The sequence below is a fragment of the Streptomyces sp. LN549 genome (assembly GCF_043203805.1).
In the GTDB taxonomy this organism is placed as follows: Bacteria; Actinomycetota; Actinomycetes; order Streptomycetales; family Streptomycetaceae; genus Streptomyces.
The window spans coordinates 5,367,018-5,383,853 of the sequence record NZ_JAZHRI010000002.1; the positions used below are offsets into that span (position 1 = coordinate 5,367,018).

At 72.4% G+C, this 16,836-nt stretch carries 11 protein-coding genes and 1 riboswitch; of the genes, 5 read left to right on the top strand and 6 right to left on the bottom strand.

The genetic code is table 11. The annotated features are described in order from the left end of the window. Positions 1–27 precede the first annotated feature (27 nt). Positions 28–1,074, bottom strand: coding sequence for an NlpC/P60 family protein (locus SH922_RS24485; protein ID WP_393059992.1), 1,047 nt, complete (start codon positions 1,072–1,074; stop codon positions 28–30). Between the two features lie 355 nt (positions 1,075–1,429). Between SH922_RS24485 and SH922_RS24490 the strand changes: the two genes are divergently transcribed. After that, positions 1,430–1,783 (top strand): hypothetical protein, encoded by a 354-nt coding sequence (locus SH922_RS24490; protein WP_136327614.1) that lies wholly within the window; start codon positions 1,430–1,432, stop codon positions 1,781–1,783. A 113-nt stretch (positions 1,784–1,896) separates the two neighbouring features. On the opposite strand, the gene SH922_RS24495 is transcribed toward SH922_RS24490, so the two are convergent. Next, the gene (locus tag SH922_RS24495; protein ID WP_393059993.1) at positions 1,897–3,072 is read right to left on the bottom strand and encodes an NlpC/P60 family protein; all 1,176 of its coding nucleotides are present in this window, start codon (positions 3,070–3,072) and stop codon (positions 1,897–1,899) included. After that, a riboswitch (cyclic di-AMP (ydaO/yuaA leader) is annotated at positions 3,071–3,237 on the bottom strand. It overlaps the preceding gene by 2 nt. Before the next feature lie 258 nt (positions 3,238–3,495). On the opposite strand from SH922_RS24495, the gene pcrA reads away from it, so the two are divergent. Then, positions 3,496–5,934, top strand: a complete 2,439-nt coding sequence (pcrA, locus tag SH922_RS24500) for a DNA helicase PcrA (protein ID WP_393059994.1) — start codon at positions 3,496–3,498, stop codon at positions 5,932–5,934. Between the two features lie 220 nt (positions 5,935–6,154). Here the strand turns inward: pcrA and SH922_RS24505 are convergent, their stop codons facing one another. Both SH922_RS24505 and SH922_RS24510 read right to left on the bottom strand, forming a co-directional pair. Beyond that, positions 6,155–7,723 carry a peptidoglycan DD-metalloendopeptidase family protein gene (locus tag SH922_RS24505; RefSeq protein ID WP_393059995.1) on the bottom strand — a complete coding sequence of 523 codons (1,569 nt, stop codon included), beginning with the start codon at positions 7,721–7,723 and terminating at the stop codon, positions 6,155–6,157. Between the two features lie 261 nt (positions 7,724–7,984). Next, positions 7,985–8,983: an esterase/lipase family protein gene (locus SH922_RS24510; RefSeq protein WP_393059996.1), complete on the bottom strand. Its 999-nt coding sequence runs from the start codon at positions 8,981–8,983 to the stop codon at positions 7,985–7,987. Positions 8,984–9,389: 406 nt separating this feature from the next. Between SH922_RS24510 and SH922_RS24515 the strand changes: the two genes are divergently transcribed. After that, positions 9,390–9,803 (top strand): cobalamin B12-binding domain-containing protein, encoded by a 414-nt coding sequence (locus SH922_RS24515; RefSeq protein ID WP_393059997.1) that lies wholly within the window; start codon positions 9,390–9,392, stop codon positions 9,801–9,803. Positions 9,804–9,980: 177 nt separating this feature from the next. On the opposite strand, the gene SH922_RS24520 is transcribed toward SH922_RS24515, so the two are convergent. Both SH922_RS24520 and SH922_RS24525 read right to left on the bottom strand, forming a co-directional pair. Next, on the bottom strand, positions 9,981–11,687 hold the full coding sequence (locus tag SH922_RS24520; RefSeq protein WP_393059998.1) for a DUF5691 domain-containing protein: 1,707 nt from the start codon (positions 11,685–11,687) through the stop codon (positions 9,981–9,983). 17 nt (positions 11,688–11,704) lie between these two features. Then, the gene (locus tag SH922_RS24525) at positions 11,705–13,135 is read right to left on the bottom strand and encodes an SWIM zinc finger family protein (RefSeq protein WP_393059999.1); all 1,431 of its coding nucleotides are present in this window, start codon (positions 13,133–13,135) and stop codon (positions 11,705–11,707) included. Positions 13,136–13,252: 117 nt separating this feature from the next. On the opposite strand from SH922_RS24525, the gene SH922_RS24530 reads away from it, so the two are divergent. Continuing rightward, positions 13,253–14,365: an AAA family ATPase gene (locus SH922_RS24530; protein ID WP_393060000.1), complete on the top strand. Its 1,113-nt coding sequence runs from the start codon at positions 13,253–13,255 to the stop codon at positions 14,363–14,365. Continuing rightward, a complete protein-coding gene (locus tag SH922_RS24535; protein ID WP_393060001.1) occupies positions 14,362–16,770 on the top strand; it encodes a DUF5682 family protein in 2,409 nt (802 codons plus the stop codon). Before SH922_RS24530 ends, SH922_RS24535 begins: the two co-directional genes overlap by 4 nt. The last annotated feature ends 66 nt before the right edge of the window (positions 16,771–16,836 follow it).

Genomic DNA, 16,836 nt, shown 5'->3' on the forward strand with positions numbered 1-16,836 from the left:
GGCCGTTCCGGTTCGTCGGCCGGGAGCCTATGCCACCCGGGTCGCTCCCGCGAAAGGCATTTGGTCGATCGGTGCGACGCGGACCGGGGCTCCCGGGCGCGGGGCGTGGATCATCTGGCCGTTGCCGACGTAGAGGCCGACGTGGCTGATGCCCGAGTAGAAGAACACCAGGTCCCCGGGGGCGAGTTCGGAGCGTGCGACGCGCCGGCCCGCGTTGATCTGGGTGTACGTGGTCCGGGGGAGCGAGAGGCCGGCGGAGCGGTAGGCGGCCTGGGTGAGGCCGGAGCAGTCGAACGAGGAGGGCCCGGTGGCGCCCCAGACGTAGGGCTTGCCCAGGGCGGTGTAGGCGAAGGCGACCGCTTCGGCGGCGCGGGCGTTGGGCGCCTGGGCCGAGCCGCGCGGGGCGCTGCGGTCGGCGTGGGCGCCGCCGCGGCCGCCCTCGGAGGCGTCGTAGGAGGCGCGCTCGGCGGGGGAGAGGCGGGCGAGCAGCTGTCGGGCCTCGGCGAGTTTGGTGCGGACCGTCGCCTTGTGCTCCTTCAGGGCGGCCTGGCGGGCGGCGAGCTCGGTCAGCTGACCGGCGGCCTCGGCACGGACCTGGGCCACGTCCGCGACGCGGCGCTGCACGGCGCGGACCTCGGTGGCGCGCCGCTCGCCGGCCCGGTCCACGTACGAGGCGCGCTGGAGGTACTGGTCGGGGTCCGAGGAGAGCGCCAGCTGCACGGCGGGGTCGATGCCCCCGGAGCGGTACTGCGCGGCGGCGTACGAACCCAGCGCGTCGCGTGCGGCGTTGAGCCGGTCGGTCCTGCGGGCGGCCTCGTCGCGCAGGGCGTCCACGGACTTGGCGGTGGCGGCGGCCTTCTCCTTCGCGCCGTTGTACTGCTCGGTGGCGACCTCCGCCTCCCGGTACAGCCGGTCCACCTCGGCCTTCACCTGGGCGGGGGTCGGCGCCGGATCGGCGTGCGCGGATCCCGGCAACGCGGCGGCGGTCGCGGCCCCGGCGAAGGCGAGCGTCGCTGCGGTGCGGGCAGCAGAGCCGGTGTACGGGCGCTGCTTGGGTTTCCGGTGCGCTGCCACGAGGGCGGGCGTCCTTCCTTTCGACGGCCCGCCGGGGTCTACCGACGGGCCCGCCCGGTCCGGCGGCGGGCCGCCAACAGGGGGAGCGGCCCGCCGCCGAACCTCGGCGGGGTGACCGGGAACGCCGTCCGGGTGCGGATCGGCGGTGTGCCGGCCACCTGGACAGGGACGCTAAACCCGGGACACGGGAAAGAGTTGTAATGACGCCTATTGTCTTAACTTGGCGTTGCGTTGTCGCCGGATGATCGGAAAAATTGCACCAGAGTCAGGCAATTGGTGCATCTCGCGGTCAAGTGGTCACTTAGGTCGACCGGGCTGCGGAGTGCTGATATGGCCGGGGCTAGGCTGCGGAACCATGCGTGTACTCATCGATGTCTTCGTCGCCCTGCACATCATCGGCATCGCCTCTCTGCTGGGCGGTTTCCTCACCCAGATGAAGGCGATGGGTGCGGGCACGGCACGGTTCGTCCCGGCCATGCTGCACGGCGCGCTGACCATGCTGGTCACCGGAATCGCACTGGTCGGGCTCGACCAGGCCGACGACCACCCGGTGAACAACGTCAAGATCGGCATCAAGCTGCTGATCCTGGTCGTGATCCTCGGGCTCGTCTACGTCAAGCGCGACGAGGAGAAGGTCGACAAGGGCCTCTTCGCCGCGGTCGGCGGACTCACGATCGTCAACATCTTCATCGCCACGCTCTGGACCTGAGCCGTGTCACCGGCGCATGAGAACGCCGCTGTCCGAACCCCATGGGGTCCGGACAGCGGCGTTCTCATGACCTGGGCTTGGGCTCGGACCCGGGCTTGGGTCTGGAAGCCCGTCTAGCCCGGTCGCACGCTTCCGTAGATCGGCATGTAGAAGATCGACTCCTCGCGCACGTTCGCCCCCGGCTTCGGCGCGTGGATCATCATGCCGTCGCCCTTGTAGATGCCGACGTGGCTGATGTCGTCGTAGAAGAAGACCAGGTCCCCGGGCTGCAGGTCCGCCGTGGCGATCCGGGTGCCGACGTTCACCTGGTCCCAGGTGGTCCGCGGAATGTCGACGCCGGCCGCCTTCCAGGCCGCCTGGGTGAGCCCCGAGCAGTCGTACGAGGCCGGGCCGGTGGCCCCCCAGACGTACGGCTTGCCGAGCTGCGCCCTGGCGAACGCCATGACCTTCTCGGCCTTGGTCGAGGCGTCGGTCCCGGAACCCGTGCCGGTGCCGGTGCCGGTCCCGCTTCCGGTGTCCGTACCGCTTCCGGTGTCCGCCTCCTTGGCGGCCTCCTCGGCCTTGCGGGCAGCCTCGGCCTTCGCGGCGGCCTGCTTCTTCGCCAGTTCCGCAGCCTTGCGCTTGGCCTCCGCCTCCTTCTTGCGCTCCAGCTCCGCCAGACGCGCCTTCTCCTCGGCGGTCAGCTTCGACAGCAGGCTGCGGGCCTCGGACAGCTTCGTCTGGACGTTCTGCTTGCTGGTGCGCAGCGTCGCCTGCGACTCGGTGAGCGTCTCCAGGCTCGCCACGGCCTCGGCCCGCTGCTTGGACGCCTTCGCCTGCTGCGTACGGAAGTCCGAAACGGCCAGCGTCTGGCGCTCGGTCATCCGGTCCATGAGATGGGTCTGGTCGAAGAACGACTGCGGGTCGTCGGCCAGGAAGAAGGTGGCGGTCGGGGCGAGGGCGCCGCCGCGGTACTGGGCGGCGGCATAGGTGCCGAGTGTCCTGCGGGCCTCGTTCAGCTTCTCGGTGCGCCGGGCGACGTCGTCCAGCAGGGTGTCCACCTTGGAGCGCTGCTTGGTCGTCGCCTCCTTCGCCTGGTTGTACTGCTGGGTCGCGGTGCCCGCCTGGCGGTAGAGGTCGTCGACCTTCTTCTGCACGTCCTCGATGCTGGGCTTGGGGGCCGGGGCGGCCAGTGCGCTCTGCGTGGACAGCAGAGTCACCGACGCCAGCGCGGCGGTCGTGAGCCCGACGGCGGGGCCGGTGTTGCGCACCAGGGTGCGCGGTTTGCGATGCGACGCCAAGGCCGGCATCTCCTTCCGTGGACCGCCTACCGGGTTAGCTGTCGGGTTCGGGCGGAACGGAAGGCTGCCCTACGGTCCTGGTGGGGGATTCGGACCGATTCACCCCGGTGATGCGTGTGGGTCCCCGGTTCCGGACTCCTGATGCGGGCAGCCCGGATTCGGCGTGGACGCCCGGTCGGCGTGGATCGCCTCTGGGGGTACGGGCCGCCCGAACGAGCACGCTAGCCAACTCATGGTGCCGCTGTGAAGGTTGATGTTCGATATGCCCGATACATTTTCGTGACCTCGACGGATCGGGGTGCTGTGGGCCCGGTGGACCTGGAATTCCCCCACGCCGTGCGGTCCGCCGCTCGCTCTGTGTGTCCGGTCGTGAGTGCGTGGTTGGTCACTCGGGCCCGGAGTGTCAGTGCGGCGCCCTAGACTCGGACAGCGATGAGCAGCCTCTTTGACGACAGTTTCCTGGCCGGCCTCCAGCACACGGAGGAAGGGCCCCCGCCGCCCCCCGAGGACTCCGCACCCGAAGCGGTGCCGGAGGACCTCTTCGCGGGCGTTTTCGACGGGCCCCCGCCGCCCCGCGACGCGTACTACCGCGACGGGGCCCACCGCCCGGTCGTCGATGCCGCCGCGCTGCTCGACGGGCTGAACACCGAGCAGCGCGCAGCCGTCGTGCACGCCGGGTCCCCGCTGCTCATCGTCGCCGGTGCCGGTTCGGGCAAGACCCGGGTGCTGACCCACCGCATCGCCCACCTGCTGGCCGAGCGCGGGGTGCACCCGGGCCAGATCCTGGCGATCACCTTCACCAACAAGGCCGCGGGCGAGATGAAGGAGCGCGTCGAGCAGCTCGTCGGGCCGCGGGCCAACGCCATGTGGGTCATGACCTTCCACAGCGCGTGCGTACGGATCCTGCGCCGCGAGTCGAAGCGGCTCGGCTTCACCTCGTCGTTCTCGATCTACGACGCCGCCGACTCCAAGCGCCTCATGGCCCTGGTATGCCGCGATCTCGACCTCGACCCTAAGCGCTTCCCGCCGAAGTCGTTCACGGCGAAGGTCTCCAACCTGAAGAACGAGCTGATCGACGAGGAGACCTTCGCCGGTCAGGCCACGGACGGCTTCGAGAAGACCCTCGCCCATGCCTACGCGCTGTACCAGTCCCGGCTGCGCGAGGCCAACGCCCTGGACTTCGACGACATCATCATGACGACGGTGCACCTGCTCCAGGCGTTCCCCGACGTCGCCGAGCACTACCGCCGCCGCTTCCGGCACGTCATGGTCGACGAGTACCAGGACACCAACCACGCCCAGTACACCCTCGTGCGGGAGCTGGTCGGCCCGGCCGGTCCCGAGGACGCCCCCGCAGAGCTGTGCGTCGTGGGTGACGCGGACCAGTCGATCTACGCCTTCCGTGGCGCGACCATCCGCAACATCCTCCAGTTCGAGGAGGACTACCCGGACGCGACGACGATCATGCTGGAGCAGAACTACCGCTCCACGCAGACGATCCTGTCCGCGGCCAACGCCGTCATCGAGCGCAACGAGAGCCGTCGCCCGAAGAACCTCTGGACCAACGCCGGCACCGGCGCCCGGATCACCGGATACGTCGCGGACACCGAGCACGACGAGGCGCAGTTCGTCGCGGACGAGATCGACCGGCTCACGGACGCCGGGGACGCGAAGGCGGGCGACGTCGCCGTCTTCTACCGTACGAACGCCCAGTCCCGAGTCTTCGAAGAGATCTTCATCCGCGTCGGTCTGCCCTACAAGGTCGTCGGCGGCGTGCGCTTCTACGAGCGCAAGGAGGTCAGGGACGTCCTGGCCTACCTCCGGGTCCTCTCCAACCCCGAGGACACCGTCCCGCTGCGGCGCATCCTGAACGTGCCCAAGCGCGGCATCGGCGACCGGGCCGAGGCGATGATCGACGCCCTGTCGATGCGCGAGAAGATCTCCTTCCCGCAGGCGCTGCGCCGTGTCGACGAGGCGTACGGCATGGCTGCCCGCTCGTCGAACGCGGTGAAGCGGTTCAACACGCTGATGGAGGAGCTCCGCACGATCGTGGAGTCCGGCGCCGGACCGGCCGTCGTGCTGGAGGCCGTCATGGAGCGGACCGGCTATCTCGCCGAACTCCAGGCGTCCACCGACCCGCAGGACGAGACCCGGATCGAGAACCTTCAGGAACTCGCCTCCGTGGCGCTCGAGTTCGAGCAGGAGCGGGCGGAGGAGGAGGGCACGGGCACGCTCGCCGAGTTCTTGGAGAAGGTCGCGCTCGTCGCGGACGCCGACCAGATCCCCGACGAGGACGAGGACGGCTCCGGTGTCGTCACGCTGATGACGCTGCACACCGCCAAGGGCCTCGAATTCCCCGTGGTCTTCCTGACCGGCATGGAGGACGGCGTCTTCCCGCACATGCGCGCGCTGGGACAGGTCAAGGAGCTGGAGGAGGAGCGCCGGCTCGCCTATGTCGGCATCACGCGCGCCCGCGAGCGGCTCTATCTCACCCGGGCGGCGATGCGCAGCGCATGGGGCCAGCCCTCGTACAACCCGCCGTCGCGGTTCCTGGAGGAGATCCCGGACCAGCACCTGGAGTGGAAGCGCAAGGGCCCGATGGCGGCCCCGGCGGGACCGACGGCGGGCATCACCTCGTCGCTCTCCGCGTCCCGCTCGCGCTCCGGCCCCTCGGGCTTCGCGACCCGGCGGACCTCGGACAAGCCGACGATCACGCTGGTGGCCGGCGACCGGGTCACCCACGACCAGTTCGGTCTGGGCACGGTGACGGCGGTCGAAGGCATCGGGGACCAGGCGAAGGCCACGGTCGACTTCGGGGACGAACGGCCGAAGAAGCTGCTGCTGCGATACGCACCGGTCGAGAAGCTCTAGGGCGTGTTTCGAAAGTAGCGCCGTCCGCCCGAAGGGCGGGCCCGGCGGCGTCTGGTGCGTGCGATCGCAAGGCGGAGGGTCGCCCCGATACTGGTTGTATCGGGGTGATCCCGACAACGCGGCGAGCGTGCGTGCCAGACGCCGCCGGGCAGGCGGGACTTTCGGAACACGCCCTAGCGCTCTCGGGATCTCCCGCGGGCGGCCAACCGCCGCCCGCGGATCAGTTCGGGTTGACGTTGTGGCTGCGCAGCCAGGGCAGCGGGTCGATGGCCGCGCCGCCGCCGGGCCGCACCTCGAAGTGCAGGTGCGGGCCGGTCGAGTTGCCGGAGTCGCCGGAGTGCGCGATGACGTCACCGGCCTTGACCGAGCCCGAGCGGATCCGGGTGCTGCTGAGGTGGCAGTACCAGGTCTCGGTGCCGTCGGCCGCGGTGACGATGGCCATGTTCCCGTAGGCGGTGTTGAACTGCGTACGGACGGTGCCGTCGGTCGCCGCCATCACCGGCGTGCCGTAGTCGACGGGGAAGTCGATGCCCGTGTGCACGGACATCCAGTTGACGCCCGCCTGGCCGAAGTACGCGCTGAGCCGGTGATTGGTGACCGGCATGACGAACTTGGGGCGCAGGGCCTCCTTGCGGGCGGCCTCCTCCGCACGCTTCTTCTTCTCGGCGGCCTGCCGCGCCTTCAGGTCGATGCGCTCCTGGGTGCGGCTGGCGCGATCGGCGAAGTTCTCCGCGTCTGCGCTGAGGTTGGCCAGCTGGGTGTCCAGCTTGTTGTTGGCCGCGACGGGCTTGACCGTGCCGGGGTCGGCGGCCGCCATCGACGTGGTCTCGTCCTTCTTCTCCTCGCCGGCGCCCATTCCGCCCACGGACGCTGCGGCGATGCCCGCCACGCTCATCACGCAGGCGGACGGAACAGCGACGGTGAGGAGTGCGGAACGCTTCGCGGGGGAGCGCCTGCGGCTGCGGCTTCCGCCACCGCTGCGGGTGACGGGGCGGCCTGCGGGGCGGTGGCCGGCGGCCGGCGCGGATTCGTGACCGTCGGTCTGATCGTCGGCCTCGGACCGGGTGCCGTCGGTGGCCTCGGCGTCGGGGTCCGTCTCCGGGAGGCTGAACTCGGCGGTCCGGTAGGGCTCGTACGGATCGTAGGGATCGTAGGAGGCCTGCTGCTCGTACGCCGCTTCGTGCGTCGTCGTGGGGGAGGCCTGCTGCTCGTATGCCTCGTTGACTGCGTACGGATGCTGGGCCGTCTGTTCGGATGCGTGCGGCGTCGCCGCGGTGTGCACGGTTTGCTGTTCGTGCTCGGGCGTGGCGCCGGTGTTCCAGGCGGTGGCGTCGTACGCGCCGGTGTCGTATCCCGCTGTTCCGGTGTCGGCCCACTGGCCGTTCTGGTGCCAGGCGGTCGTGTCCCACTGGCCTGAGGCGTCCGGGGCGCCGTGCTGGGCCGGGATCGTGTGGCCGTAGCCGCCGTCCGCAGGGATCCAGGTCGCGCCGGTGTCGTACTGCGGGCCGGTGTCGTACGGGTACTGCTGCGGCTGCGCGGTGTGGGCCGGATAGTCGGCGGAGTGGCCGTACTCGGCTGTGCGGTGCGCGCCCGTGTCCCACTGGGAGGCGTCGTACGTGCCGCTGTAGTCGGCCTGGCCGGTGCCGTAGGGGGCGGCATAGGCCGTCGTGGTGTCGTACGAGGCGTCGTAGTCGCCGGGGAGAGAGCCGAAGAGCGGGTCGCTGTCGAAGCCGCCCATGGAGTGGCCGTCGTATCCGGCGTACCCGGTGTGGGGGTGCTGGTCGTTCACCAACTTCTCTCTCGCCTCGACAGCAGGACCAGTGTTTCCGGGGTCCGATGAGGACTCCGGGGGAAGCAGTGGCCGCGACTGTACCCGGCGGTACGCGACGCCGACAATCTTCGACGCCTTCCGAGCGCTCAGGAAACGGGCAATCGGCCGCCTTTCGACGGGCTGCTCACACAGCCTTGGCTCTATGTTCGAAACTCGTTCTATTTGTGGGAGAGGTGAGGTGCTGACGGTGCGGGGTGAGCCTTCGGAAATGCGGCAGATTCAGGCCACGGAGGCGGCGTCGGCCGACCCGTGGGCCGACGCGTGGGCATCGAGCGCCCGGCGGATGGCGGCGGCCACGGCCGGATGCACGGGCAGCGCGAGATGGCCGACCCCGCTGACGCGTACGTTCACCACGTCGAGGTCCGGGTGGTCGATGCAGGCCGCCTCGACGGGGACGATGACCTGGTCCAGCTCGCTCCAGAAGCTGACGAACCGGGTGCGGCAGCCGGGCGCGGGGAGCCGCAGCTCCTCGATCGGCGCCGAACCGCTGCGCATCTGGCGCACGATGGGGTGGGCGCCTGCCAGCGGGGCGACGGCGGTGCCGCCGTGCGGCGTGCCGAGGGTGACGAGGGTGCGGACCCGCCGGTCACCGCCCAGTCGCTGGACGTAATAGCGCGCTATCAGGCCGCCGAGGCTGTGCCCGACGATGTCGACCTCGCGCTGGCCGGTGCGGGCGCAGATCTCCTCGATGTGCCGGCCGAGCAGCTCGGCGGCCGTGCGGATGTCGCAGGTCAGCGGGGAGTAGTTGAGCGACTCCAGATGGTGCCAGCCGTGCCGGGCCAGTGAGCGGCGCAGCAGGACGAAAACGGAGCGGTTGTCGATGAAGCCGTGCAGCAGCACGACGGGCGGCCGGTCGGGGCGCCCGGTGGGCAGGGCGGAGGTTCCTGCGGGGACGGGGACGGGGGCGGTCGTGGGTGCGGATGCCGGGCCGGATCGTCCAGGCGTGCCGGCCGTCGTTCCGGTTGGCGCGGCTGTGGTCGTGCCTGTTGCCGATTCTGGTGTGGTTCCGGCCGCGGGGTGCCGCTCGCCGGTGATGCCGGTGGGATACAGGAGCGCGTGCCCTGCGAGCACCACCAGCTCAAGGGCGGTTGCCTTCAGCAGCGCGGCGGACAGCCGGGTGGACGGGATCCGGGCGGACGGCAGCCACGCGGACGGCAGCCACGCGGTGCCCGTACACAGCCGGCGCAGCAGTAGGGGAAGAAAAGGCAGGGTCTTCATGGTGACCTCCTGCTCCGGCACCAGGGGAGAAGCGGCTCGCTGCCCCGTATGCCCTTGTGAGGCGCCACGCCGGAGGTCCGGGCCGGCCGGTCGCCGTCCGGGACTCGCCGCCCGCCGTGCCCTCCGGATCACCATCGGTGACCGGCGGACGGGCAGGTGGTGAGCCGTACCACCGTGCCGTGCGGCTGACGGCGCGGTGGAACGGCGACCTCGTTGCGGCTCCCCTGACAGCCGGTCCCGCACGGCAGGACTGCCGCGTGCTGCGGGAACGGTGCCCGGTGAACATGTCCCACGTGTGATTTCCCCCTCCCCGTCCACCGCGAAACGGCGGCTTGCGGGATGCTGTGGATAACGTTCGTTCACATTCCCTGGCCTTCAGGCACGGGAGACGCATGTGGAGGCAGTGATGGGTGTGACCGGTCCGATCCGTGTGGTGGTGGCCAAGCCGGGCCTCGACGGCCATGACCGTGGGGCCAAGGTGATCGCGCGGGCGCTGCGTGACGCGGGTATGGAGGTCATCTATACGGGGCTCCACCAGACGCCCGAGCAGATCGTGGACACCGCGATCCAGGAGGATGCCGACGCCATCGGGCTCTCGATCCTCTCCGGTGCACACAACACGCTCTTCGCCAAGGTGATCGAGCTGCTGAAGGAGCGCGACGCGGCGGACATCAAGGTCTTCGGCGGCGGCATCATCCCGGAGGCGGACATCGCCCCGCTGAAGGAGCAGGGCGTCGCCGAGATCTTCACACCGGGCGCGACGACGGTCGCGATCGTCGACTGGGTCAACGCGAACGTCCGCCAGGCGGCGGAGGCCTGAGCGGGGAGCCCTGAGCGGGGAGTCCCGAACCGGTGGGTCTGGACCTCGGGCTCCTGGTCCGGCGGAGGTTCGAGTGGGTCGCGGCCGGTCGCCGGTCCTCAGCCCCCAGGGGCGCGGGCGCAGCGCGCTGTGCCCGCCCCGCGGCCGGGCCGGCACGGCAATGCACCGCCCGCCGCCTCAGAGGCGGCGGTCCGGTGTGAGCTCCAGGTCCATCGCCGCGCGCAGCCGCAAGGTGGAGACCAGGCGCTGGAACGCCTCCGACCAGTAGCCGTTCGCACCCGGTGAGGCGTCCGCGGGTTCGTCGGGCGTCGTGGTGAGGACCTCGAGCCGGTCCGCCTCGGCCGGGTTCAGACAGCGCTCGGCGAGGCCCATCACCCCGCTGAAGCTCCAGGGGTAGCTGCCCGCGTCCCGGGCGATGTCGAGGGCGTCCACGACGGACCGCCCGAGCGGCTCCGCCCACGGCGTCGGGCAGACCCCCAGCAGCTGGAACGCCTCCGACAGGCCGTGGGCCGCGATGAACCCGGCCACCCAGTCGGCCCGTTCGGCGGCGGGCAGGACGGCCAGAAGCTTCGACCGCTCGGCGAGCGACGCCGTACCGGGGCCGTTCGACGGAGGGGTGGAGGGGGCGCCGAGCAGAGCCCGCGCCCACTCGGGGTCGCGCTGGCGCACCGCCGCCCGGCACCAGGCCGCGTGCAGTTCCTCGCCCCAGCCGTCGGCCACGGGCAGCGCGACGATCTCCCGGGCGCCGCGGCCGCCGAGCCGCGCCGGCCACACGGACAGCGGGGACGACTCCACCAGTTGTCCCAGCCACCACGACCGTTCGCCCCGCCCGGACGGCGGGAGCGCCACCACCCCGTCGCGCTGCATCGCCGCATCGCATTCGTGCGGGGCCTCCACGGCCACGGACGGTCCGGTGCCGGTGAGGCCGGGGCTCACGCAGGACAGGGCGCGGGCCGCCATCCTGTGGGCCAGCGCCGATGCGGGGAGCGCGGACAACAGGTCGGCGGCCGTGGCGCGCACATTGCGGCTGCGGTCGGCGAGGGCCTGCTCCAGGAACTCCTCGTCGGCTCCGGACAGCCCGGTGCGCAGCGAGTCGATGAACATCAGCCGGTCCTCTGCCCGCTCCGTGGACCAGGTGGTGGCGAGCAGGGCGAGGGCGGCATCCGCGTCATGTGCCCGTACGGCGGACAGCAGGGCGACGCGTTCGGCGAACAGGCCCTCCTCCCACAGCCGGCGCACCGCCTCCGGGTCCGTCACGTCGGGCAGCAGCGCACTGCCGGACGCTCCGCGCAGTGCGAACTTCCACTCGGGGTTCAGCCGGGCCAGCCACAGCCCGCGCAGCCCGGCGAACGCCAGGGCCTGGGGCCGCAGATCGGTCCGCGCCCGGGCCGCGTCCAGCAGGGGCGGCAATGCGGCGTCCGGTGCCCGGTATCCATGCAGACCGGCGGTGGCGAGCCACTGCGGGAGCAGCTCCATGAGATCGGGAGCCGTGCCGCGCCTGCCGCCCGAGCCGCTCGGCGCCGCCCGGTCCGCGAGCAGCTGCGCAAGCCGGCTCCGGGCGGCCTCCGGCAGCTCCGGACGCGGGTCGGCGGGTGCGGGATCGGGGCGGGGCGCGGCGGGGGCGGGCAGCAGACCCGCCCGGCGCCGCACGGTGTGCAGCGCCGCGGCGTCCAGCAGCGCGGCCGCTGCGCCGTCCGGCCCGGTGCCGGACGGCGTCCCGGGCGGGCGGCGGTCCGTGCCGAGCAGCGCCGAGGTGACGAGCTCCTCCCACGGCGGAGGCACGGGCCCTCCGGCGGGCGCGGTGGTTGAAGCACCGGTCCGGGGTGCGGTCGTGGGTGCGGTCCTGGGCGCAGTCGTGTTCGTGGTCGTGGTGGTACGGGACATCGCTCCTCCTCCTCGGGTCAGATGAGCGGCACGGTTTCGGCGGCTGCGACGGCGTCCGGCCGGGCGCGCGACGACGGATCCGGCGACCCGGCGTCGCCGCCCTCGCTCCTGGCCGGCCAGGCGGCGAGTGGGTCGAAGCCACGGTGACCGCACTCGCCGAAGACGGTGAGCGGGCGTCCGCCGGAGAGGGCGACGAGCTTCCACAGCCCGGGCCGGGACAGTGCGCCGGCGGCGACCGGCAGGGCCGCATCGCCCTCCGCGTCCGCCAGTTGCCAGCCGTCCGCGGACGGTACGGGTATGACATCGCGCAGCGTCACCGGCCAGGAGTCCAGCCACGGGTCGTCGCTCAGCGCCCTGCCGTACGCGGCGATCGCCTCGGTGACGGGGACACCCGGCGGTGGTGTACCGGTCGGCACGGGCATGCCGAACTGCGGTCCCAGCTCCGCCCGCAGCTGCCCGGCTCCCCCGTAGGGCGTGACCTCGGCGTCGAGCGTGACGCCCACCGGCAGCGCCTGTCCGGGGGAGCGCCCGGCGGCCCCGAAGGACAGCAGCAGCGCGATGCGGCCCGAGTCCCTGCCGTACAGCCAGATGCGGCGGGTGACGATCTTGCCCTCGGGTGTGTCGTACTGCGCGAGGACCAGCCAGTGGTCACGGACCGGCGGCCCCTCCGCGGCGGCCGCCAGGCCCACGCGGGTGCGGACCGTCGCCGCGAGCGGCTGCGGGAGCCGGTCGATGCCCAGCCACGCCGTGTCCAGCAGATGGAGCAGCGCACACTCCTCCAGCAGCCGCACCGGCCAGCCCGGGCCGGAGGCCGCGATCGCGCCCAACTCCCGCACCCGCCCGGCCAGACCGGGCGCCTGCGCGTCGACCATGCGAGCGGCCGTCTCGTCCCACAGCCCGTACCCCGACTGCTCGGCTGCGGCCAGCCCGCCGCGCAGCAGGTCGGTCAGGCGCTGCTCCAGCTCCTGCGCGCCGCCGTCGATCCGATCCGCCCGGCGCTCGGCACGGCGCCGGGCGGCCTCGGGGTCGGCCGGACCACTGCCCGCAGCCTTCTCCCTGACCTCGGCGCGGGCGCGACGGCCCGCCAGCCACTCACCGGCCCAGTCGGGCGGCTCGCCGGCGGGCAGCGCCGACCCGTCGGAAGCGAGGAGGAGCAGCAGACCGAGCGCGTGCTTGCACGGGAACTTGCGGCTGGGGCAACTGCACTTGTACGCAGGCCCCGTGGTGTCGACGACCGTCCGGTAGGGCTTGCTCCCACTTCCCCGGCACAGCCCCCACACCGCGCCCGAAACGTCCCTTCCGGTGTCCGACCACGGGCCGGCCGAACCCAGCTTGTTCCCCGCCTTGCGTGAAGCGTCGTCAGGAGCCAGGGCCAGGACCTGCTCCACGGTCCAGCGCGCCGCCGGAGCAGCGGCGCCCAAGGGTTCTCCCCCGTCAGTCAGCAGCATGGGAACGACGGTAGGCCGCACCACTGACAATGGTCCCTGACCTGCGGGAAGGTCGATTGTCAGTGCCATGGTGCACGGTGGGAACCACATCAGGTCGACCGATCTGGAGGGGGATCCATGACCGTGTCCGAAACCACCGCAGCCATCGGCGCCGAAGTCCTGCGCCCGCATGCGGAGGACGCCTTCGCCGACGAGCTGAAGGCGCTCGCCGCCGCCGACGACCGCCCCCGGCCCGAGCGTTGGCGACTGTCGCCGTGGGCCGTCGCCACGTATCTGCTCGGTGGCACCCTGCCCGACGGCACGGTGATCACGCCCAAGTACGTGGGCCCGCGCCGCCTCGTGGAGGTCGCCGTCACCACACTCGCCACCGACCGGGCGCTGCTGCTCCTCGGCGTGCCCGGCACCGCCAAGACCTGGGTGTCCGAGCATCTCGCGGCCGCCGTCAGCGGCGACTCGACCCTCCTCGTCCAGGGCACGGCGGGCACACCCGAGGAAGCCGTCCGCTACGGATGGAACTACGCCCGGTTGCTCGCGCACGGCCCCAGTCGTGACGCGCTGGTGCCCAGTCCGCTGATGCGCGCCATGTCCGAGGGCATGACCGCCCGGATCGAGGAACTCACCCGCATCCCCGCCGATGTGCAGGACTCACTGATCACGATCCTGTCGGAGAAGACCCTGCCGCTGCCCGAACTGGGCCAGGAGGTCCAGGCCGTCCGCGGCTTCAACGTCATCGCCACGGCCAACGACCGCGACCGCGGGGTCAACGAGCTGTCCAGCGCGCTGCGCCGCCGCTTCAACACCGTGGTGCTGCCGCTGCCCGCCACTCCCGAGGCGGAGGTCGACATCGTCTCGCGGCGCGTCGACCAGGTCGGGCGCTCGCTCGACCTGCCGCCCGCGCCCGACGGCCTCGCGGAGATCCGCCGCGTGGTCACGGTCTTCCGCGAACTGCGCGACGGAGTCACCACCGACGGCCGGACCAAGCTCAAGTCCCCCTCGGGGACACTGTCCACCGCCGAGGCCATCTCCGTCGTCACCAACGGCCTGGCCCTTGCCGCCCACTTCGGCGACGGCGTGCTCCGCCCCGGTGACGTGGCCGCCGGCATCCTCGGCGCCGTCGTCCGTGATCCGGCGGCCGACCGCGTGGTCTGGCAGGAGTACCTGGAGACGGTGGTGCGCGAGCGGGACGGCTGGAAGGACTTCTACCGCGCATGCCGTGAGGTCTCGGTATGACCGCCGCGCGCCCGTCGGGGCCGCTGCTGCTCGGGGTGCGGCACCACGGCCCGGGGTCCGCCCGCGCTGTCCGTGCCGCCCTCGACGCGGCCCGTCCGCAGGCGGTGCTCATCGAGGGCCCGCCCGAGGCGGACGCGCTGCTGCCGCTCGCCGCCGACGAGCAGATGCGGCCGCCCGTCGCCCTGCTCGCCCATGCGGTGGACGACCCGGGCCGGGCGGCGTTCTGGCCGCTCGCCTCGTTCTCGCCCGAATGGGTCGCGATCCGCTGGGCCCTGGCGCACGGAGTCCCGGTCCGCTTCATCGACCTGCCCGCGGCGCACTCCCTGGCCATGGCGGAGGAGGGGGAGCGGGACGGCCGCCCGGAGCGGGACGACGAGCCCCGGCCCGTTCCCGTCGACCCGATCCGGGTGCTGGCCGAGACGGCGGGTTACGACGACCCCGAGCGCTGGTGGGAGGACGCCGTCGAACACCGTGTCCCCGGCGGTCCCGGCGGTCCCGGCGGTCCCGGCGCCGCAGCCGCCGACCCGCTGGCCGCCTTCTCCGCGCTCGGCGATGCGATGACCGCTCTGCGCGAGGTGTACGGCGACGGCGGACACCCCAGGGACGCGGTCCGGGAGGCGTACATGCGCCTTCAGCTCCGCGCCGCTCGCAAGGAGTTCGGCGGCGCGTTCGCCGTGGTCTGCGGGGCCTGGCATGTTCCCGCACTCGAAGCGAGGACGACGCAGACCGCCGACCGCGCGCTCCTCAAGGGCCTCCCCAAGGTCAAGGCCGAGCTGACCTGGGTCCCCTGGACCCATCAGCGGCTCGCCCGGCACAGCGGATACGGGGCCGGGATCGACTCGCCCGGCTGGTACGAGCACCTCTTCGCCTCCCCGGACCGCCCGGTCGAGCGCTGGATGACCAAGGTCGCCGGACTCCTGCGCGACGAGGACCGGTTCGTGTCCTCCGCCCATGTCATCGAGGCGGTCCGGCTCGCCGACACCCTCGCCGCCATGCGGGGCCGGCCGCTCGCCGGGCTGAGCGAGACCACCGACGCCGTCCGCGCCGTGATGTGCGAGGGCTCCGACGTGCCGCTCGCCCTCGTCCGGGACCGGCTGATCGTCGGCGTGACACTCGGAGAGGTACCGGACACCGCGCCCGCCGTGCCACTGCAGCGCGACCTCAACCGGCAGCAGCGCACCCTCCGCCTCAAACCGGAAGCCGCCGAACGGGAGTTGGAGCTCGACCTCCGCAAGGACACCGACGCGGCGCGCAGCCGGCTCCTGCACCGACTGCGCCTCCTCGGCATCGGCTGGGGCGAACCCGCCGCAGGCCGGGGGAGCACCGGCACCTTCCGGGAGAGCTGGCGGCTGCACTGGGAGCCCGAGCTGTACGTACGTGTCGCGGAGGCGGGTGTCTGGGGCACCACCGTGCTCTCCGCCGCCACGGCACGCGCCGAGTCGGAGGCCTTGGCGGCCACCGCCCTCGCCGAGGTGACCGCCCTAGCCGAACGGTGCCTGCTCGCCGGACTGCCCGAGGCGCTGCCCGTCGTGATGCGGGTCCTTGCCGACCGTGCCGCTCTCGACGCCGATGTCGGCCACCTCGCCGACGCCCTGCCGGCCCTGGCCCGCACCCTCCGCTACGGGGACGTCCGTTCGACGGACACCTCCGCGCTCGGCGAGGTCGCGGCCGGGCTCGCCGAGCGGATCTGCGTCGGACTGCCGCCCGCCTGCACCGGGCTCGACGCGGACGGGGCGGCCGCGCTGCGCGGTCAGGTGGACGGCGTCCACACGGCGATCGGACTGCTGGCCGGCGCCGTACCGGAGAACGCGGACGGTCTGCGCGAGCGCTGGAGGGCGGTGCTCCACAAGCTGTCAGCCCGGGACACGGTCGCCGGCGTCATCCGGGGCCGGGCCGCCCGGCTGCTGCTCGACGAGGGACACCTCGCGCAGGACGATGCCGCCCGGCTGATGGGCCTCGCCCTGTCACCCGGCACGCCACCCGCCGACGCCGCCGCGTGGATCGAGGGCTTCGTCGGCGGGGCGTCAGGCGGCGGCATGCTCCTGGTCCACGACGAGCGGCTCCTCGCCCTGGTCGACTCCTGGCTCACCGGTGTTCCCGCGGACACCTTCACCGACGTACTGCCCTTGCTGCGCCGCACCTTCTCGGCGTACGAGCCGGGCGTGCGGCGCACGCTGGGTGAACTCGTCCGGCGGGGCCCGGCCGCCACCGGCACCGGCCAGGACCCCGGGGCGGCGCCGGGGCGCGAGTCCACGGCGCCCGGATTCGGACCGGTCCTGGACGGCGTGCGCGCGGATGCGGTGGTGCCGGTGTTGCGTCTGCTGCTGGGCCTGGACGTCGTGTCCGTCGTGTCGACGGCGGAGACACCCGACAACCACGAGGAACGGCTGGGGGCAACGGGATGACGACAGGAATCGGCACGGACGCCGTGGACGTGGCAGCGGCAACAACGCCGACGCCACCACTCCCCC

Bases quoted from the DNA above. Each gene is read 5' to 3' on its own strand.
- SH922_RS24535 (WP_393060001.1), top strand. From the start codon at position 14,362: ATGACCGCCGCGCGCCCGTCGGGGCCGCTGCTGCTCGGGGTGCGGCAC.
- SH922_RS24525 (WP_393059999.1), bottom strand. From the start codon at position 13,135: ATGCTGCTGACTGACGGGGGAGAACCCTTGGGCGCCGCTGCTCCGGCG.
- SH922_RS24510 (WP_393059996.1), bottom strand. From the start codon at position 8,983: ATGAAGACCCTGCCTTTTCTTCCCCTACTGCTGCGCCGGCTGTGTACG.
- SH922_RS24515 (WP_393059997.1), top strand. From the start codon at position 9,390: ATGGGTGTGACCGGTCCGATCCGTGTGGTGGTGGCCAAGCCGGGCCTC.
- SH922_RS24490 (WP_136327614.1), top strand. From the start codon at position 1,430: ATGCGTGTACTCATCGATGTCTTCGTCGCCCTGCACATCATCGGCATC.
- SH922_RS24495 (WP_393059993.1), bottom strand. From the start codon at position 3,072: ATGCCGGCCTTGGCGTCGCATCGCAAACCGCGCACCCTGGTGCGCAAC.
- SH922_RS24520 (WP_393059998.1), bottom strand. From the start codon at position 11,687: ATGTCCCGTACCACCACGACCACGAACACGACTGCGCCCAGGACCGCA.
- pcrA (WP_393059994.1), top strand. From the start codon at position 3,496: ATGAGCAGCCTCTTTGACGACAGTTTCCTGGCCGGCCTCCAGCACACG.
- SH922_RS24530 (WP_393060000.1), top strand. From the start codon at position 13,253: ATGACCGTGTCCGAAACCACCGCAGCCATCGGCGCCGAAGTCCTGCGC.